This is a genomic window from Dyadobacter linearis, from assembly GCF_907165045.1.
Taxonomy (GTDB): Bacteria; Bacteroidota; Bacteroidia; order Cytophagales; family Spirosomataceae; genus Dyadobacter; species Dyadobacter linearis.
Genome location: NZ_CAJRAU010000003.1, coordinates 668,504 through 688,980, shown reverse-complemented (window position 1 = coordinate 688,980; position 20,477 = coordinate 668,504). Strand labels below are relative to the sequence as shown.

At 48.3% G+C, this 20,477-nt stretch carries 11 protein-coding genes; 10 read left to right on the top strand and 1 reads right to left on the bottom strand.

Features of this window, described 5'->3' with window-relative positions; translation table 11 throughout:
* Nucleotides 1–109: 109 nt before the first annotated feature.
* Nucleotides 110–1,414: a UDP-N-acetylmuramoyl-tripeptide--D-alanyl-D-alanine ligase gene (locus KOD92_RS13285; protein ID WP_215234054.1), complete on the bottom strand. Its 1,305-nt coding sequence runs from the start codon at nt 1,412–1,414 to the stop codon at nt 110–112.
* Between the two features lie 120 nt (nt 1,415–1,534).
* Between KOD92_RS13285 and KOD92_RS13280 the strand changes: the two genes are divergently transcribed.
* From KOD92_RS13280 to KOD92_RS13235, 10 genes are all read left to right on the top strand, one after another.
* Nucleotides 1,535–3,781, top strand: coding sequence for an FG-GAP-like repeat-containing protein (locus tag KOD92_RS13280; RefSeq protein WP_215234053.1), 2,247 nt, complete (start codon nt 1,535–1,537; stop codon nt 3,779–3,781).
* 41 nt (nt 3,782–3,822) lie between these two features.
* Nucleotides 3,823–4,905, top strand: a complete 1,083-nt coding sequence (gene rhaT / locus KOD92_RS13275) for an L-rhamnose/proton symporter RhaT (protein ID WP_215234052.1) — start codon at nt 3,823–3,825, stop codon at nt 4,903–4,905.
* Between the two features lie 2 nt (nt 4,906–4,907).
* Nucleotides 4,908–6,143 carry a DUF6786 family protein gene (locus KOD92_RS13270; RefSeq protein ID WP_215234051.1) on the top strand — a complete coding sequence of 412 codons (1,236 nt, stop codon included), beginning with the start codon at nt 4,908–4,910 and terminating at the stop codon, nt 6,141–6,143.
* Between the two features lie 120 nt (nt 6,144–6,263).
* Nucleotides 6,264–6,863 (top strand): RNA polymerase sigma factor, encoded by a 600-nt coding sequence (locus tag KOD92_RS13265; RefSeq protein WP_215234050.1) that lies wholly within the window; start codon nt 6,264–6,266, stop codon nt 6,861–6,863.
* An 86-nt stretch (nt 6,864–6,949) separates the two neighbouring features.
* Nucleotides 6,950–8,032 carry a FecR family protein gene (locus KOD92_RS13260; protein ID WP_215234049.1) on the top strand — a complete coding sequence of 361 codons (1,083 nt, stop codon included), beginning with the start codon at nt 6,950–6,952 and terminating at the stop codon, nt 8,030–8,032.
* Between the two features lie 21 nt (nt 8,033–8,053).
* Complete coding sequence (locus KOD92_RS13255; RefSeq protein ID WP_215234048.1) at nt 8,054–11,572, top strand: TonB-dependent receptor; 3,519 nt, start codon at nt 8,054–8,056, stop codon at nt 11,570–11,572.
* Between the two features lie 13 nt (nt 11,573–11,585).
* Nucleotides 11,586–13,475 carry a RagB/SusD family nutrient uptake outer membrane protein gene (locus KOD92_RS13250; protein WP_215234047.1) on the top strand — a complete coding sequence of 630 codons (1,890 nt, stop codon included), beginning with the start codon at nt 11,586–11,588 and terminating at the stop codon, nt 13,473–13,475.
* A 36-nt stretch (nt 13,476–13,511) separates the two neighbouring features.
* Complete coding sequence (locus tag KOD92_RS13245; protein WP_215234046.1) at nt 13,512–16,625, top strand: SusC/RagA family TonB-linked outer membrane protein; 3,114 nt, start codon at nt 13,512–13,514, stop codon at nt 16,623–16,625.
* 18 nt (nt 16,626–16,643) lie between these two features.
* On the top strand, nt 16,644–18,413 hold the full coding sequence (locus tag KOD92_RS13240) for a RagB/SusD family nutrient uptake outer membrane protein (RefSeq protein WP_215234045.1): 1,770 nt from the start codon (nt 16,644–16,646) through the stop codon (nt 18,411–18,413).
* 62 nt (nt 18,414–18,475) lie between these two features.
* Entirely contained in the window at nt 18,476–20,197 is a 1,722-nt protein-coding gene (locus KOD92_RS13235; protein ID WP_215234044.1) for a hypothetical protein, read from the top strand.
* Nucleotides 20,198–20,477: the final 280 nt, after the last annotated feature.

The window sequence follows — 20,477 nt, the reverse complement described above, 5'->3', positions numbered from 1 at the left end:
TCAAATGAATTTGATTTTATTGATAGAAAATAGAATGTAATAGATTTTGCCAATGATATCATTGATATTAGCAATATAATTTTACCGATATGGAGTTTCAATATCTCGGTTAGCCGGGCAGCAGGTTCAGCACGGTTTCCAGTGACATTCCCCTTGATCCTTTAATCAGAATATTTGTATTTTCCTGCGGGTTGTCCATCACCCAGTTATGCAGTGAAAACTTGTCGGGGAAGTAGTAGGCTTTTGGTAAAGCGGGCAATGCGTGCTGCATTAATGCGCCCGCCAGGATCACGATATCGAAGCTCTCACCTGCAATCTGTTTACCCAATGCAAGGTGCTCGTCAGCAGCGGCGTCGCCCAGTTCAAACATATCGCCTAGGATCAGCATTTTACGCGGTGCGTCCAGCCTGGCAAAGTTGGCGATCGCAGCCGACATTGACGATGGATTTGCATTGTAAGCGTCCATGATCACCGTATTTGAGCCTTTTTTCACGATTTGCGAGCGGTTATTGTCCGGCTGGTAAGTGGCCACAGCTTCCAATGCATCCGCATCTTCCACTCCAAAGTGCTTCCCGACAGCCAGCGCGGCATTTATATTGTCAAAATTATAGCTGCCTGGTAAATGCGTCGACACTGTCTTGCCTGCATATTGAAACGTAACAACCGGATTATCAGACAATAGGGTCGGATTTACAGCGCTGCTTTCAGAACCATAAAAAACAATTTCCCCGAAAGCGCGCCGCTTGCTGACCATCTCCATGATCACGTCATTTTGAGAGTTTACAAATACGATCCCTTTTTTCTTTGACAGAAAATCAAAAAGCTCACCTTTTCCTTTTTTCACGCCTTCCTGTCCGCCGAAACCTTCCAAATGCGCCTTACCGATATTCGTGATCAATCCGTGCGTGGGAAGTGCGATCGAACACAGTAGCGCAATTTCCTGCTGGTGGTTTGCGCCCATTTCTATAACCGCCATTTCGTTTTTAGCAGTGTCGACAGCCAGCAGTGTGAGCGGAACGCCGATGTGGTTATTGAGGTTTCCGGACGTGGCGTAGGTATTGTATTTCATTGACAATACCTTGGCAATCAGTTCTTTGGAGGTCGTTTTCCCGTTTGAACCGGTTAATGCGATCACGGGAAATGCAAATGTCTTCCGATGAAATCTGGCCAGATCCTGCAAAGCCAGCAACGTATCTTCGACGAGCAGAAAACGCGGGTCCGTTACCACCGTTTCGTCGCTGACCACCGCGTAAGCTGCCCCTTTTTTCAAAGCTTCGGCAGCATATTGGTTACCGTCAAATTTATCTCCCTTTAAAGCAAAGAATATACAACCTTCGCTGACCTGCCGGGTGTCAGTTGAAACACGCGAACTTTTCTTGAAATGTTGATAAAGCGTTTCGGTGGTAGTAAACATGGAAAAATATGGTCGTTATAAAGTTATGAGGCCTTATTTCGTTAGGTTTGAGAAGCCTGAAACATGAGCTCAGCGGGGCGGCCGCGGAAAGCTGCAAAACTAATAGAATATTCGTCAACGATGCGAACCAAATATACCTCCCTCATACTTCTGATCTTCACTTTTTGCCTGCCGCCTGCCGCATTTTCGCAACAGGTCTGGTTTAAAATGGATACGGTCACCTCGGTTACTTCAAAGGGAGCGAAACTTGCAAATCCGTGGGCTGGCGGGATCAATGCCCCGCAGTTCCTGAAATTGCATTTGAATGACGATTCAGAAGAAGATCTGGTCATATTTGATCGCACCAATAGCAAAGTCACCACGTTCATAGCGGGCACTCATCCCGCTAATCCTGCACAAAAAGCATTCATTCACGCACCCTATTACGAAACACTTTTCCCGAAAGCTGATAACTGGATGATTTTAGCCGATTACAATGGCGACGGAAACAAGGATCTTTTTGCAAGTACTTCGCTGGGAATCAGCGTTTATCAGCAAATAAAATCGGGTAATGCATGGTCGTGGAAGCTGATGCAGGAAGTGCTTTTTACCAAAGGTTTTTCTGGAAATATCAATTTACAGGTCTCAGGAACAGATATTCCCGGCATTACGGATATTGACGACGACGGAGATCTCGACCTGCTGACCTTTGATTTCTCAGGTACTTATATTGAATTGCACCAAAACCTGAGCATGGAGAAATTCGGTGTGCCCGATAGTTTGGGTAACTCCAAAAATCCCGTTTTCCAGCGGAATGGCGATTGTTGGGGCAATTTCAGCAAAGGAGCAACGGAAGGTTTTGATTTTGGTCTGGACTGCGGCGTGGTGGAGATCGAGGCGGGGCGGATCATGCACGCAGGTAACTCTATCCTGTTGCAGGATTTGAATGGGGATGGTAAAAAAGATTTGCTGGTAGGTCACGTCAGTAACGAGCACATTTCCTTTTTAACTAACTCGGCCAGTGGATTGATCGGCAACTTTACAGCCTATTCAAATGCGTATCCCACCAAAGATCCGGTATTAATGCACATTTTTCCTGCGGCATTTTACGAGGATATGGATTTCGACGGAACGCCCGATTTGCTGATAGCTCCGAATTTGCCTTCAAACGACCTTAATCTTACCGATTTCAAATCGTCGGGCTGGCTGTACCACAATGCAGGTACCGCTTCAAAACCGGATTTTCAACTCAAACAAAAGAATATCCTGCAAGACCAAATGCTCGATGTAGGCGAGAATGCGGCGCCGGCGTTTTTTGATATGGACGGCGACGGGGACCAGGATATGCTGATAGGAACCGGCGGCGTGCCTGGCACCAACGGTTTTCGGGGAGGTTTCTGGTTGTTGAAAAATGAAGGGACAGCGGCCGCGCCGGCATTTGTGGTCGAGTCCGAAAATTATCTTAACCTGCCAGCCACACTCGGATTGTTCAATATCAAGCCGCAGTGGGCCGATTTCAATGGCGACGGGGTGGCTGATCTCGGTTTTTCGGGCGTTTCGCTCAGTAACCTTCGGATAGAATACCGGTACATTGCGAACAAAGCCGCGGCTGGCGCGCCGGTTCAGCTTAACCTCGCCGAGGCAGTCACAATCGCATTGCCCGCCGAACTGTCGAGCAGCGACTCGCCTTACTTTTTCGATGCGGATGGGGACGGAGACCTGGATTTACTGGCAGGAAAAGGGCAGGGGAATTTATTCTATTTCACCAATACAGGCAATAGCAAACAGTTCGCATTCAGACTGGAAACCGACGCATTTGCCGGAGTAGGGATCAATTTTGCAGGCCGCTCGCCGCAGGTAGCCGCAGCAGATTTCGATCTCGATGGATTCATGGATCTCGCGACAGTTGATCACACCGGTAACCTCCGCATTTTTCACGGCGCCGAGTGGGGCAAATGGGCCGAACGCGAAAACCAGCTCATCAGCATTAACAATAAGCCCGGCGCACCAAATTTCGGCTCCTACCTTTCGCTTTCCGTAGCCGATTTGAACGGAGACAAAAAGCCAGATCTCGCGATAGGGAACAACGCTGGCGGTATCAGGTTGCTTACCAATGTGTTACCGGTTGAAATTACATCGGTCGAGCCCGGATTTTTACCGGAAATATCCGTATTTCCCAATCCCGCCACAGCGTATCTTAAAATCTCTTCAAACCAAACCGGAACCCTCAATATCCTCACTTCCGGCGGCCGCCAAATCCTGCGGGACGTACCTGTACGGGCAAATGCAGAACGAGAAATTTCTACCCAAAACTGGCCTGCTGGGCTCTATTTGGTGGAATTGAAAAGCGGTGACAAACGCGTTGTAAAAAAGGTAATCGTTGAGTAGATACCCGCTGGACAGCTCTTACATGATAAAATCCTAAATTCATGCAGGCTCTTCTTGGTGTTATCTTTCACTTTATCGGAGGCTTCGCTTCCGGCAGTTTTTATATTCCATACAAACAAGTCAAAGGCTGGGCCTGGGAATCCTATTGGATTGTCGGCGGCCTTTTTTCTTGGATGATCGTCCCGCCGGTCGCGGCTTACCTGACCATCCCCGGCTTCTCCGAAATCATCGCACATACCGATAGCAGTACGTTGATGTACACTTACATTTTTGGGTTGCTCTGGGGAATCGGCGGACTTACTTACGGGCTGGGCGTACGATACCTTGGCGTGTCGCTGGGCAGCTCGATCATTCTCGGACTTACCGCCGTTTTCGGAGCACTGATACCTTCCATTTACTATCAATTTCAACCAACACCCGGGAAAGACACCATTTCTGATCTTTTCTCAAACACCTGGGGACAAATGGTGTTGCTGGGTTTGCTGATATGCATCATCGGAATTATCCTTTGTGGCAAAGCCGGTTCCATGAAAGATAAAGACCTTGTAAGAAGCGGGTTTGTGCCCGACGCGAAAAATGAATTCAAAATCGGTCTTGGATTAACAGTTTCTATCATTTCCGGTGTATTGAGCGCGTGTTTTGCATTCGGTATCGACGCAGGAAAGATCATGGCAGAAGAGGCCAATGCGATCTGGAAAGCGGCTAATCCGGGTGAAGGCGAGTTTTTGTTCCAAAACAACGTGACCTACGTCGTGATCCTCTGGGGCGGGCTTACTACCAATTTTATCTGGTGTATGATCCTGAATGCGCGCAACCGGACTTTCGGCGACTACACCAATTCCGCTACTCCGCTGGTTTCCAATTACATATTCTCTGCCCTGGCCGGTGCTACGTGGTTTATGCAGTTCTTCTTCTACGGAATGGGGGAAAGCAAGCTCGGTAACGGACCGAGTTCCTGGATCCTGCACATGGCATTCATTATCCTGGTCGCCAACTCGTGGGGACTTGCTTTGAAGGAGTGGAAAGGAGTGAGCAAAAAGACGATCACAACCGTCATAGCGGGTATTTTGGTGATCATACTTGCCGTGCTGGTTGTAGGTTATGGCAATTATCTGAGAGAATAGCCATGAAAAAGCTTTTCGCAGTAATTCTGGTGGCGGTGGCGGTAACGGTATCCTGCCAGAATAAAAACAATAGCAGCGAAAACGAAAAAATGGAAACACCAGCAGCAGGGACTTTTGGTTACGATCAGGAGTTTTTAAAAAAATACAAAGAGATTGTCGTACTTACCGCGCCTGACAATCCCCATTCAAAAGCGATCATTATCCCGGCTTACCAGGGTCGGGTGATGACGAGTACTGCTAACGGAAGCGATGGGAACAGTTACGGCTGGATCAACTATAAACTCATCGAAAGTGGCGTTTACCAGCCACATATCAATGCATTTGGTGGCGAGGAACGTTTCTGGCTTTCGCCGGAAGGCGGGCAGTTTTCGGTGTATTTCAAGAGAGGCGCGAAGTTTGATTTTCAAAACTGGCAGACTCCGCCGCTGATCGACACAGTCGCTTATCCTGTCACCGGATCGGACAGTTCGTCCGTCACATTTCAGGTGAATGCATTTATCGAAAATTATTCAGGGCAGGTATTTGTGGTTGAGATTAATAGAAAAGTCACGATGCTCAGCCAGCGTGATATGCTTGAAAACCTCGATCTGAAAACGCTCGGACAATGCAAAAGTGTGGGTTATGAATCTGTCAACTCGATCGTAAACAAGGATTCTGAATGGAAACCGGAGACTGGAATGCTGGGAATCTGGCTGCTCGGTATGTTCAAACCTTCGGACCAAACGGTAATTATCACACCTTTTTTACCAAAAGATCCTGAAAAACTTGCGATTACCGATAACTATTTCGGAGCAATTCCTGCTGACAGATTTGTAGTCAAAGATTCGGTCGCTTTCCTGAAAGCCGACGGGAAATTCAGAAGCAAAATAGGTATTGCACCCAGATCGGCCAGGAATATTGCGGGGAGTTACGACGCAGCAAATGGCATTCTGACGATCATACAATTCAACCTGGACCGCGAAGGTAAGTATCTGAAATCGACCTGGGAGATCCATAAAGACCCTTTTGACGGTGATGCGCTGAATGCATACAACGATGGTAAGCTGGAAGACGGGACACAAATGGGACCATTTTACGAGCTTGAATCGAGTTCACCGGCAAGAGCCTTGAAGGAAGGTGAAAAAGTGACGCACCGCCAGCGTACTTACCATTTTGAAGGGGACAAAACAGCGCTGAATGCAATCTCCATGAAAGTGCTTGGAGTAAGTATTGACCAAATCGGAGAAATTTTTAAATAAAAGCATGATAGCGCAGGATAGTTGAGGCAAAGTCATCATTGATATTTACATACCGATTACAAGATTTAGTTGGATGTATTGAAGTGGAAGGTTTATCAATGAATTTTGTCCCTGATTCCTGTGAAGCATTCAGAAATTTTACCCGAAGCCTATCTGGTCACGCGCTGGCGACAATTCTGTACCGGAGACAAAAGTGCGTTTGCCGAGATTACCGAGCTTAATTATGCTTCATTGTATCATTACGGCACGCGTTTCACGGCAGATCGTGATTTGATCAAGGATTGTTTGCAGGATCTTTTTCTGGCGATCTGGGAAAAGCGCGAGTCTCTGTCTGACGTCGCGGCAATCCGGCCTTACCTTTTTCAGTCACTGCGGAATAATCTGGTAAGAAGAAACCGGAGGCAATCGGTGTTTTCTGAAATCAGCGGGAATGAACCTTTCGACGACATTTCGCCAGAATCTGACTGGATCATTAATGAGACGGACCAGCTCACCAGCAGCCGGTTGCGCCAGGCAATAGATTCTCTTCCAAAAAGGCAGAAAGAAGCGCTGTACCTCAAATACTACGAAAATCTTTCCTATGATGAGATAGCCGTGGTAATGGGCCTGCAACGTCAGGCTGTGGCCAATTACCTGCAATATGGTATTCAAAAATTAAGAGAGCAATGGCACCACGCGGCCGTTTTCCTGACATTTCTTTCCGGTTTTTCCTGCTTCTGAAAATATTTAAAATAAATACGAGCTCACATGGGTACTATTTGCTGACCCGATACTCATCGTAGTATAGCAAATAATTTCATTAATCCATGAATAACTATAAGGACTTTGAGGTCAAAGACTGGCTGGAAGATCTGAAATTCCGGCGTTGGGTTTACCAGGGCGAGTCCGATTTGTTCTTTAAAAATATAATAGAAAACAACCCGCACCAGATTCCGGTGATGGACCAGGCGAGGGAAATACTCCTGTCGGTGCGGGGCGAACTGGATATACTCACTGAAACGGAAGTCGGGACCAGGGTTAGTGAAATCATGGAATCGCTTCCCGGGGCCGATCTGCCGCATTTTCAATGGTGGAAAGGCAACTGGCTCAGGATCGCCGCTATGCTGATCCTCGCCCTGGGTATTGGGTTTGGTTTGTATAAAAAACGTGGTGCATTCGAAGATATCAGGTTCAGTCTTGCCGAAAAGGTGAAGCCGAGAAAGGTGAAACACATGCGGATCACCAATCAAACGGACGGGATCCAGTTAGTGAATTTGCCCGACGGCAGTTCGGTAGTGCTCAAACCCAATGCGCGAATTACCTATCCTGATCGATTTGAAAATAACAAAAGGGAAGTTACCATGGCAGGAGAAGCTTTTTTTGAAGTTGTCAAAAATCCATCCCGGCCATTTTTCGTGTATGCGGGATCTATGGTAACAAAAGTGAAAGGAACCAGTTTCAGTATCCGCGCCAATGAAGGGGACGATGAGGTGAAGCTGGTTGTAAAAAGCGGGATCGTGGAAGTCTCGGCAATTGAAACAAAAGATATTAAAACAGGGCGGGAGCCGAAAAAGCTTTTGCTGAAACGAAACGAGCAGGTCACATTCAATCAGAAAAACAAAAGTATGACGGCCCGCGTATTGTCCAAACCTGTATTGCTCGACCTGCCTGTCGAAAAGCAGGATTTCGAGTTCAAGCGCACGCCACTTTCCGATGTATTTATATTGCTTGAACAAACCTACGGCGTAGTGATCCGATTTGACATAAACGCGATTTCCAATTGTACCCTCACCGCCAAGCTGGGCGACGAGCCGGTGGCTGAGAAAATGGATATGATCTGTTCGGTTGTCAATGCAAAATATGTACTCAGAGACGGAGCAATTACCGTCATATCCCAGGGATGCGACTAAAATCTTTAAACCCAATCACCTATGAGAAGACTTCGACTTTTAAATGAGATCATATCGCCGGTTATGAGATTTACCGTCGGCCAGTGCATCCTGCTGCTGCTGTTTATGCAGATCACATCTGCCGACGACCTCCGTGCGCAGGAGATTTTAAATCAACGTATATCCATAACAGTTAATGATATGGATATCGAAAGAGTGCTTGAAAAAATTGAGACGCAGACCAAGATCCGCTTCGTATATAGTGCGGAGGTAATAGGCGCAGAGCGTAAAGTTACCTTTGAAGGTGCAAACCAGCGGTTGGATGCAGTACTTGAATCGCTGCTGGTTCCGCTGGGAATTGAGTACAAGGTTTCCAAGAAGACGATTCTGTTAAAGAGGATTTCAGACAAAAAAACCTCTGAACTGCAACCTGCGAAAGCTACGGAAAGCAGCGCAATTATGGACCGTGACGTTACCGGTAAGGTAACCGACGAGAAAGGCGCGGGAATTCCGGGGGTAAGCGTAGTAGTGAAGGGTACAACACAAGGTACCTCCACCAATATCGATGGAGAATACCAGATTCTGGTTCCGGAGGTTAATACGGTATTGATATTCAGTTTTGTAGGGTATATCAGCCAGGAAATTCCACTCGGGTCGGCTACTACGCTGAATGTGAGCCTGAAAGTAGATGAGAAGGCGCTGGAAGAAGTCGTGATCGTAGGTTTTGGAGAACAAAAGAAAGTGTCAGTTACGGGCGCGGTTTCGACCGTGAGCTCAGAGATATTGCAGCAAAGTTCATCAGCAAGTTTAGCGAATTCCTTGTCGGGGCGCTTACCGGGCCTGACCTCCATTCAATCGGGTGGGGGCCAGCCGGGACGCGATGATGCGACAATGTACCTGCGCGGCGCGGCTACTACAAATGGTAAAAGCCCGCTGATCCTGATCGACGGCGTGCCCAGGGACAACATCAGAACACTGGACGCTAATGAAGTAGCTTCGGTATCCATTCTGAAAGACGCCTCCGCGACAGCGGTTTTTGGTGTTCGCGGTGCAAACGGGGTTATTCTGATCACCACCAAACGTGGTAGCGCAGGAAAAACGGAGTTGACGATCAATACAGAGCAAAGCTATTCTTCATTTACCCGCGAGCCGGAGCGCCTGCATTCGCTGGAATATATGAACCTGCGCAATGAGGCTTCTAAAAATGACGGCATTACAACCTTGCCTTTTTCACAGGAACAAATGGATAAATATGCCAACCCACTGGCGGGCCTCGATCCAAGCGACCCTGAATACGCTCAAAAGGCAATGGTAAGAAACTACATGTACCCCGATCACGACTATTATCGGGAGTACATTTCGCGGTATGCGCCGCAAACGAGGGTAAATATGAACGTAACAGGAGGAACCGACAAGGTTTCTTATTTCGTGAACGGCGCTTACCTGCACCAGGGCGGTAACCTGAATACAGAGCCAAAATCGGTGCTGGGTTACGATCCTTCCTCTAAAATGGACCGGTACAACTTTCGCGCCAACCTAGACTATAAGGTGACCAACTCACTTAAAGCCTTTCTGAATATCGGTACCTACATTGAGCAGGTGAATATGCCGGCCGCGTGGCTTTACGGCGACGATACCAACTGGATGATGCGCGATCTGCTTTATCAGGCACAAACAATTTTACCTATTACGCCCGGCCCGACTACGATAGACGGTTTTGGCGTGGCACCGGGGCAGATCGTCGATCCCGGGTATATGGATCGTTCTGCTTATGAAATTATGAACAGAATGGGTTACCGTAATGAAATTCGCTCGAACCTCAATGCTTCTTTCGGAATGGAATGGGATCTGGGCAATACGGTTACCAAAGGTTTGAGCATCAAAGGGATGGTTTCCTACGATTCAAAAGCGACGACTGCGATGCAGGGCGATAAATCGGAAAGGCTGTTTCTTGCAGAAGTTAACCCCACAACAAATGAGCTGACCTACGCGATCAAAAGAAATGATGAACGCCTTTTATCACTTCGCAAAGGTGCCGATTCGCGCTATAATATCAACATGCAGGGCTCGATCAACTACCAGCGGCTGTTTGGAGAAAAGCATGATATCGGCGGAATGGTCCTGGCGCAGCGCGATACCTGGGAGACCGCCGGCGGCGAAATTCCGTATAATGTATTAGGTGTTGCGGCAAGGGCTACTTATGGTTACGACGACAGGTATCTGGCTGAATTCAATATGGGATACAATGGATCGGAGCAATTTGCACCCGGCAAGCGTTTCGGTTTCTTCCCGGCGGCTTCTGTTGGCTGGGTTTTGAGTAATGAGAATTTCCTGAAAAATAACCGGTATATCACCAACCTTAAATTCAGGGCTTCTTATGGTAAGGTAGGTAACGACATTCTGGGCGCATCACGTGAGGTGAGCCCGCGGTTTTTGTACCAGAGCAATATCGTAGTTGGTGGCGGTGGCCCGATGAGCAGCCTCGGATTGGGGCAGCAGATCAATCTGGGATTACTGGGAAATCCGGGCATTACCTGGGAAGTGGCTGAGAAACAGAACTACGGTATGGATTTCCAGTTGCTGGGTGACCTGAGCCTTACAGTCGATTATTTCAAAGAAAAGAGAAGCAATATCCTGATCACCAGAGGTACTGTTCCTGAATTTCAGGGTGTCCCGCTGGGGAATATCCCGAAAGTAAATATGGGTTTGGTAGATAATAAAGGCTACGAGATCGAGCTGACCTACAACAAAGCTTTTTCCAAGGATTTCAATATCATGGTATCAGGTAATTATGGATATAACCACAATACTGTGAAGTTCATGGACGAATCGATCCGGGATGAAAGCTACGCGCACAGGTACCGCTCGGCAGGATATTCATTGAACCAGTCGTGGGGATATAAGATCGATTACGCCAATGGAAACGGGTTTTTTAATTCAAAAGAAGAACTGGACAGCTACCTCGCAAACACCAAATACGGATTTGGAGAGCCGCGGGTCGGCGACTTCAAATATGTGGACCTGAACGGCGACGGCACCATCGACGATAAAGATCAGTCGCCTATTGGCTATTCCAGTATTCCAAGGGTCACTTACGGACTGTCGCTGACCTTGAATTACAAAGGATTTGATTTCACCACATTCTTTCAGGGTGTAGGGAAATATACCAGCAACTATTCGCAACAGGGTGTTTATGAATACATTATCCGGGGTACTTATTTCGATTATCACAAATCGGCGTGGACACCGGAACGCTACGCAGCAGGAGAAGAGATCACTTACCCTGCGCTGAGCACGCACAGTACCACTAACCACGTGGCGAACGACTTCTTCATTATGAACAGGTCATTTACCCGTCTGAAAAATCTCACACTGGGTTACACGCTGCCGTCGGGTTCGTTGAAAGCGATCGGGATCAGCAAGTTTAGGGTGTATGTAAGCGCGCAGAACTATTTCACCTGGGATAAGCTGAGAATGAACCACCTGGATCCTGAAAACGACGATTCGCTGGGGTATCCGGTAACAAAAATGGCTAACCTTGGTCTGAACGTAACCTTCTAATTGGAGAAAAAATATGAAAAAGATATTTCGCTTTTTACTTCTTACACTCGCATTTACTTCCTGTAAAGGTGTCCTCGATATGGCGCCGGACGGGAAGCTGACCATGGACGAAATCTTCGCGGATAACGACAAGGTAGGCGCTTTTCTGAATACCTGTTACGTCAATATCCCCGCCAAAGGCACCCGCTACTTCTTCTGGAGCCGTGGACCTGTGAACTGGAGTGACGAATCGTGGGATACCGATGCCGAGGCTGAATCCTGGATTATGTCGGGCAGAATGTACAATGGAGATGCTTCCGCGGGAAATCATCCGATCACCAATATCAGTACCGAAGCTGGAAACGGAGAATACTGGGGACGCTACTGGACTTCGATCCGTAACTGTACCGAGTTCATCAGCCGCATTGACGAAGCGACCGTGCGTGTTCCTTCCGACCGCGCACGCTGGAAAGCAGAGGCGCATTTGCTGCGGGCCTATTATTATTCCGAACTTTTGAAATGGTTTGGACCTGCATTGCCTATCGAAAGAGAACCTTACGACTTTCAGCAGGATTTCTCTACGGTGACGAAAGCGAGCTATTATGAAGTGGTCAAATTCATCATTGAAGATTGCGACGTAGCATTGGCTACTGCTGAACTTCCCTGGCGCGTGACCACAGGCAGCGAAGGCGGCCGGGTACATAAAGGATTGGCCGAGGCTATTAAATCTAAAATGATCCTTTTCGCCGCAAGTCCGCTGAACAATGGCGGACAAAATATCTGGCAGGAAGCATACGAGATCAATAAAAAGTCGCTCGAAAACCTGAGAACCAACGGATACGAACTGTACAACCGCGTAAACCTGCCACAAACCTACCTGTCGGACGTAGCGTTTCTCGGCCCGAACAAAAACGAAAAAACAGCTATTTACAACGAATATTTCACCCAAACCATGAACTACTCGGCTGCGCCGGTCGACCGTGAAACGATATACCAAAGCCGGGACGGGCAGGGTAATATCTGGAATATCGACGGGATCGGTTCGCAGGACGGATACAAGTCAGGCACTTGCCCCACCCAGGAATTGGTGGATGCTTATGAAACAATAGACGGAGAGCCGATTTTGGATCTGGATAAACCCTATCTTGACGATCAGCATTTGCAGCCGAACTATAATAAGGCCAACAAATTGTATGATCCGGCCAATCCGTACGTCAATCGTGACCCGCGCTTTTATGCTTCCATTTATTATAATGGTTCAAAAAGAAAGGCAATGTGGAATTTCGCAGAAGCGCCTGAGTCCGTAGAAAACTATCCGGCGCCGATCGGAAACCGCACGCGGATCATCGCTACTTATGCCGGCGAGCCGCAGACGGGTATTCACCCAACCACCCGCCGGGCAACGCGCACCGGGTATTACGAACGCAAATTTTTACATCCGAATTCTGGCGGCGATAACCCGATTGCCGGTGCAAACTGGAAGCTGTTCAGGCTCGGAGAAACGATCCTGAACTTCGCCGAAGCAGCAGCGGAAGCCGGCCAGGTTGCAGAAGCCGCCAAAGCTGTGAACGAAATCCGTGCGCGTGCAGGAATGCCCGCATTGCCCGCCGGCCTCGCCAAAGAAGCGTTGATCAAAAGGATCAGGGCGGAGCGGCGCGTGGAGCTGGCAATGGAGGAAAACAGGTATTTCGATTTGCGCCGCTGGTCTAAACCAACCGACGATCTGGCCAAAACCGACCGCTGGATCACAGCCATGGAGATTACCCGTAATGCAAACGGAACTTTCACTTACAAGCGCAGGAATGTGCGCGGTACGGAGCGGAAAAATTATACCAATAAGTTTCTGTGGGTGCCGATACCGCTTAACGAAGCGAACAGGCTAAGATCGATTACAGGCACAGATTGGCAGAATGCAGGCTGGTAGTATTCATAGTTTTTAAAGATTTAGACGATCATTTTTATGATAACATATATAAAATCCGGCATTGCGTCAACCCTTGCATTCCTGCTGTTTTGTACGGTGGCAATTGCGCAGGACCTGACAGAAACGATCAACGGGCTTGTGCTTGACGAATTTGGAAAACCGCTGGGAGGCGTAGCAATACAGTCCGAAAACGGTAGGAATGGTACCGCTACCAATAGCAAAGGCGAGTTTGCGATGAGTATTGACGACGGCAGCGAGGCTATCGTATTCTCACTTTACGGGTATGCCAACCAAAAAGTGGCGGTGGCCGACAAGCAGGAATTCGAAGTAAGGCTTAAATGGGACGCGCATAAAAAGGATGAAGTGATCCAGCTGGGTTACACAGCACAATACAGAAATGACATATCAGGCTCTGTGGCGACCGTGAAAGGCGAAGAACTGGAAAAAGCGCCGGTTGCTAACCTGACGCAGACTTTGGCAGGCCGGTTGCCGGGACTTACTACCCAGGAAACGTTTTCGGAGCTGTCGAGAGCCAATACCAATTTGTATATCAGAGGTTTAGCTGCCGGAAGGGACGGCGGGCCGCTGGTGATCATCGACGGTATTATTTGCGCTTACAATAGCAACCAGACGCTCGAATACATTACAGCCAACGAAATTGAGAATATTACCATATTAAGGGACGCATCGACCCAGGCGCTTTACGGGATCCAGGGAGCAAATGGATTATTGGTAATCAATACAAAAAGGGGCAGAAAAGGACCGTTGCAAATCAAAACGCGTTTCGACCAATCTGTGCAGCAGGTGACAACGAAACCGCCTTTCTACAACTCCGCAGATTATGCCGAAATGCGCAACCAGGCCGCATTCAATGATGGGCTGGGCGCAAATTACCTGTTCACTCCGCAGCAGATCGAAGGTTATCGCTCAGGTCAGGATCCTGTGAAATACCCGAATAACAACTGGTATAAGCATTATGTAAAAGACTTGGCGAACATGCAGCGCGCGAGCGTCAATGTGACCGGAGGAAATGATAAAGTGCAGTTCTTCTCGAACATCAACTTTATGCACCAGGGTGGTTATTTCAAAACAGACCAGACCAATTACAATTCGAATGCGAACAATATCTGGGTCAATTACCGCTCCAATATTGATATGAACCTGAACCGCTATCTGAAAGCATTTGTGCGCCTGAGCGGCAATGTGAAAAGAGAGCGTACACCCGGTGTGGGCAATTCGGAAGTGTATTCAAGCATATTCCAGATCCCGTCGACCATGTACGGACCTGTGACGCAGCCGGTGGTGGATGCTTCCGGAGAAGTGATCAGCGAAGGCGGCCAGGTTATTACAACCGAGCGCGTGGAGTCGCCGACTTATGGAATGCTCAATCGTACCGGCTACGTGCGCCACACGGTTACGAATATCACCTCGCAGTTCGGCCTCGACCTGGATATGGGATTTCTTACAAAAGGTTTAAACCTGACAGGCAAACTGGCTTACCAGACTAATTCGGTTGGAAGCCTGGCAACGCGGCAGGATTACGAGCGCTGGGTACAGGCAAGTGATTCTCTGGGAGGAGGTTATATTAAAAAAGGCGCACAAAATAATACGCCGCTCGGCTATTCAAAAGGGCATTCATATTACTACCACCTGACCTACAATGTGGCGATGAACTACCAGCGTGACTTTGGAAGACACCGGGTGGGCGCAATGGCATATATGTTCTATCAGAATTTGACAAGAGCTGAAAACGACTCTGCGCGCATGTTACCTTACAATAGGGTGAGTTCAGGGTTTGAGGTCAACTATGGTTTTGATAACAGGTACCTGCTGAAATTGGACCTGGGATATTCAGGATCAGAACAATATGCAAGAAGTGTGCGCTACACAACTACGCCCGCTATTTCGGCTGCGTGGGTGATTTCAAATGAAGCCTTTTTGAAAGACAATACATTTTTGACCTACCTGAAACTGCGCGCATCCTATGGTAAAACCGCCAACGATGAGAGCGGACTTGCGAGGTATGCTTACCTGGATAATGTAACTGTAGCAGGTGGCGGCCCGATCGGTTCGCTGCAATATGTGGTGAACGAAGGCCAGGTGGGTAACCCAAACATTGCCGCGGAAGTCTCTAAAAAGCAGAACTTTGGCATCGACCTCGGATTTTTGAATGCATTTAACCTGTCGGTGGATGTATTCCAGGAAAAGATGGACAATATGATCGTCAGCGCGCTTTCGACCATTCCGCTTTACCAGGGTGTGCAGCTTGTGAATTACCCTAAACTGAACTCGGGTAGTTTTGAAAATAAAGGTGCAGATATCAATCTTGGCTACCACAAAGCATTGAGCCGCGACTTTTCTGTTTTCGGAAATCTGATATTAAGCTATGCTAAGAACAAGATTATCAACCAGAACGAGGCGCTGAAAACAGCGGATTACGCCTACCGGAAATGGCAGGAAGGTTATTCTTTTGGTCAAAAGTTCGGTTACCTGGTTGATTACAGCAACGGAAATGGTTTTTTTAACTCCCAAACAGAAATTGACCAGAGCAATTTAGAATATGGTTTTGGAACACCCCGCCTAGGCGATTTGAAATACCAGGATTTGAATGGAGATTCAAAAATCGATGAAAGGGACAAAGCGCCGATCGGAACGGGAATGCTGCCCAGCACGATCTATTCACTTTCGGCAGGACTTACCTATAAAAACTTTGACCTGAGCTTTCTCTTCCAGGGTGTAGGTGATTATTCAAGCATCGAAACGGGAAGCTCTTTCGGATTGTGGGAAACTGATTTTGATGGTGTATTCGGCTCTCTGCACCGCAATGCCTGGACCCCGGAAAGATATGCGAGTGGTCAGGAAATCACTTCCCCCGCTTTATCTCTTGGTAAAAGTGTGAATCACGAATCCAGCGATTACTACGTGAACAACCGCTCTTACCTGCGCCTTAAAAATGTGGAGATCGGCTATAATCTGCCTGCCACTTTATCCCGTGCCATTATGGCGGATAAAATCCGGATCCTGGTGAGCGGCCAAAACCTGATTACCTGGGATAAAATGAGGTCCAAGGATTTCGGGCCCGAAGGCGGCGGCTTTGCAGGTTTCCCAGTTTACCGCGTGTTCAATGCAGGTATCAGCGTCATTTTCTAAGTCAATCCATTTATTGAGATGAAAAAATATAAAATACTTCTGCTAACAATGTCCGTGGTGACCATGCTGGTTTCGTGCAACGAAAAGCTGGACCTGCCTACCGACGGCCGCATTACAATGGACCAGGTTTTCAGTGACTATAACCGGACAAGAGGGTACCTCAACTCCTGCTACGGTTTCACTCCAAAACCTTATATGGACCGGGCTTCGTTCACCGACGAAGCGCAGGATGCCGACGATATCACGCCGGGATCGAGATATATTGTGTGGTACGGCGGGAATGTAACTTCACTCACTTATCCAGGCAATTCTGCGGATGGAAGTCCTTGGGGAAAGCTTTATGAGGGAATCAGGAAATGCAATGTTTTTATTGAAAATATCAAAACTGCGACCGTTTACGCCAGCGAAGGCGAAAAGAATTCCTGGACTGCCCAGGCGCACACTTTGCGCGCATTGTACTATCTGCAACTGATCAAACGCTACGGCGGAGTACCTATTTTCGACAAGCCGCTGGCCATCGATCACGATTTTTCGCAGGATAAAAGGGCGACTTTCGCAGAGGTAGTCACATTTATCCTGGCTGATTGTGATAAAGCATTGTCTTACCCGGCCACGAGGGAGGGTTTGTCCTGGGATGTTTTTGATAATCAATATGGTATCATGACGAGAGCGGTTGCGTATGCGATCAAATCGCAGGCTGTGACCTACGCAGCGAGCCCGCTCTGGACAGACGGAACTTACACCTGGCAAACGGCTACTACCATTACAGCAGAAGCTTTGGGGCAATGTCTGGCGAACGGATACCGCCTTTTTGACGAAAAACCGGCTGCAAACATTGCGCAAAATCCTTACGCACTGTATTTCTTCACGAGCTCAAACGATCAGCGCGCGACCGACAAGGAGACCATTTACCACGCAGGTGACGCCATGCAGGTTTGGCGCTACGCAGGTATGCCAACGAACCCCGGTATGGAAAGAACAGGCCCATGCCCGACGCAAGACCTGGTCGATAGTTATGAAATGGCGAACGGACAAGCGCCCGTAACCGGATATTCCGATGCCAACCGCACAACACCGATCATCAATGCGGCTTCGGGTTACAAGGAAACGGACCCTTACACAGGTCGCGACCCGCGTTTTTATGCCTCAATTTACTACAACGGCGCTGTCAGAAACCTGGATCAGCCGGCTGGTAAAAAGGTAGAGACTTTTGTGGGCGGCGCAGAGGAAATCTCTGATATCAACCGCAAGCATACGCGCACGGGCTATTATCTGCGGAAATTCAATAATTACAGATCCGGGCAGAACAATGATGCTGACGGGGCGATACGCCTTTTCAGGCTTGCTGAACTGTACCTCAACTTTGCGGAAGCGGCCAACCAATCGGTGGGGCCGGAAGCGGCGGTGAATGTCGGTACGCAAAGTATGTCGGCACGCCAGGCAGTGAATGTGGTGCGGACACGGGCAGGAATGCCTGGTTTTCCGGCCGGACTGACGAAGGATGCTTTTGACAAAAAATACAGAAACGAGCGCCGCGTCGAACTTGCATTTGAAGAACACCGCTTTTTCGACGTGCGCCGCTGGAAGATACTGGCCGAAACAGACCGATTTGTGACCGGAATGCGGATCACAAGAAGCGGTACCAACCTTGTTTACCGCAGGTTCAAATTCACCAATCGCAATGCATTTTCTGATAAATACCTGATGTACCCAATTGATCAGCAGGAAGTTGACAAAATAATCGGTCTGTCCGGCGTCGACTGGCAGAACCCGGGCTGGCTGGATTAACCAGCAATGAATACCCGGCGTTGATCGACTATATCAATGCCGGTTGCACTAAACCCATAAAAATGAAAAAAGCGATTTTAGTATTGATGCTGGCCGGGGCGAAAGTCCTGGCGCAGCCGCTGGCCGGTACCGATGATCTCGGCCGCACGATCCCGCAGAACAACACGGTCGGCGATCCCAAAAGCAACCGGCAGGTAGGTATGTTTTACTTTCTGTGGCACGATGTAGCGCCGGCCCGGCATTGGGATTTGAATGAGATTGTTTCAAAAAATCCGGCTGTACTGGAAGATTTCGATCACCCCGACTGGGGCGGCGACCCGAAAAACGGGACCGGCATGTATTACTGGGGACAGCCTATTTATGGATATTACAAAGGTGATGATTACTGGGTGCATTTGCGGAGTGTCCAGCTTTTGACAGACGCAGGAGTCGATTTTCTGGTGATGGATGCTACAAACCGACTTACTTATGCCAAGCAGGCCGATGCATTGATGAAAGCAATGGACGCGGTTCGTGCTCAGGGAAGAAAGGCGCCGAAAATTGTTTTTTATACCAATACCCTCTCCGGCGAAACGATGCAGGAAGCGTATGATCTCTTTTACAAGGAAGGAGCTCCCTACCGCCACCCCGACTGCTGGTACATGCTCGACGGGAAGCCGCTGATCATCGGGATCAGCAAAGAAGCCGAGGGTAAAAATTTCAAATCATTCTTCACATTCCGCGAATCGCAGTGGCCGACCGAAGCACAGAAATCGAACGGCTGGCCGTGGATATCATTTACCAGACCTCAAAAAGTACATTATAACAATGCTGGCGAGGCGGAAATTATCAACGTATCAGTCGCGCAGCACCCCAACCCGACTGCCGGAATGGGTGGCTCTGCATTCTACGGCAACAAAGACAATTGGGGCAGAAGCTACCGGAACGGTTCTCCCGGAGATCCGAAAAAGGATATTGCTTATGGTTATAATGTACAGGAGCAATGGGATTTCGCGATCAAACAAAACACGCCATTTGTATATGTGACTGGCTGGAATGAGTGGATTGCGGGCAAATTTCCGAGCCACGACAACAATCCTGAACATTCGTGGTTTTGCGATCAGGCCAGTCCGGAATATAGCCGGGATATCGAACCTTCGCTTACCGCTGGTCTGAAAGATCATTATTATATGCAGCTGGTCGCGAATGTGCGCAGATACAAAGGTGTGGAGGCAAATCCTGTGTTAGGTACTGAAAAAAGTGTCAGGAATTTTGATGACTGGAAAGGCTTAGAGACGGTTTACAAAGACTACACCGGCGATACCCAGGCGCGCAATCATCCAGGCGCCCAAACGGAGCCCGCGATGGTTTATGTGAATAAAACAGGCAGAAATGATTTTGATGAAATGAAGGTGGCGACAGATGAAAAGAACCTTTATTTCTACGTAAAAACGGTAGCTGAGATCACGCCCAACTCCGGTGACAACTGGATGCGCCTCTACCTCGATATTGACCGAAAAGCAGCCACTGGCTGGAAGGGTTACGATTACCGCATTGTTTCGGGGAATACTTTGCAACAGTACAAAGCCGGAAATTGGCACGATGTGAAGAAAGTGACTTACCAGACGAGCGGTAATCAAATGATGGTAACTATTCCTAAATCCTTTTTAACTAATCTGAAATCCCCGCTGAATATGGAATTCAAATGGTCGGATAACATGCAGGAAGACGACAACCCGCTCGACTGGTATGTAAACGGCGACGCGGCCCCCGGCGGGAGATTCAATTTTATCATCAGCCAATAATCTGATCAATTAATAGATCATTCTATCAATCTAATCAATGTCCCGTCGGCTGAAGCCGACGGCAATTGATGCTGATGTGATTGATCTTTTTTTGAAATCAATCAATACCCGCCGGCTTCAGCCGACGGAATCTATCCCCAACCCCCTTAGAGGGGGCTATTTCTCTAAAAGTGCCTCGGATGTATTCTTAATAATTAATCTGAATCCCACTCCCGGCCCAGGTGTGCTTTCCCTATGCAAGTAAGCACAGGTAGCCCGTCCCAGGGGGTTTGGGGGTAAA

Excerpts from the sequence above, each read along its gene's own strand:
- KOD92_RS13285 (WP_215234054.1), bottom strand. The coding sequence starts at position 1,414 with ATGTTTACTACCACCGAAACGCTTTATCAACATTTCAAGAAAAGTTCG.
- KOD92_RS13280 (WP_215234053.1), top strand. The coding sequence starts at position 1,535 with ATGCGAACCAAATATACCTCCCTCATACTTCTGATCTTCACTTTTTGC.
- rhaT (WP_215234052.1), top strand. The coding sequence starts at position 3,823 with ATGCAGGCTCTTCTTGGTGTTATCTTTCACTTTATCGGAGGCTTCGCT.
- KOD92_RS13270 (WP_215234051.1), top strand. The coding sequence starts at position 4,908 with ATGAAAAAGCTTTTCGCAGTAATTCTGGTGGCGGTGGCGGTAACGGTA.
- KOD92_RS13260 (WP_215234049.1), top strand. The coding sequence starts at position 6,950 with ATGAATAACTATAAGGACTTTGAGGTCAAAGACTGGCTGGAAGATCTG.
- KOD92_RS13255 (WP_215234048.1), top strand. The coding sequence starts at position 8,054 with ATGAGAAGACTTCGACTTTTAAATGAGATCATATCGCCGGTTATGAGA.
- KOD92_RS13250 (WP_215234047.1), top strand. The coding sequence starts at position 11,586 with ATGAAAAAGATATTTCGCTTTTTACTTCTTACACTCGCATTTACTTCC.
- KOD92_RS13245 (WP_215234046.1), top strand. The coding sequence starts at position 13,512 with ATGATAACATATATAAAATCCGGCATTGCGTCAACCCTTGCATTCCTG.
- KOD92_RS13240 (WP_215234045.1), top strand. The coding sequence starts at position 16,644 with ATGAAAAAATATAAAATACTTCTGCTAACAATGTCCGTGGTGACCATG.
- KOD92_RS13235 (WP_215234044.1), top strand. The coding sequence starts at position 18,476 with ATGAAAAAAGCGATTTTAGTATTGATGCTGGCCGGGGCGAAAGTCCTG.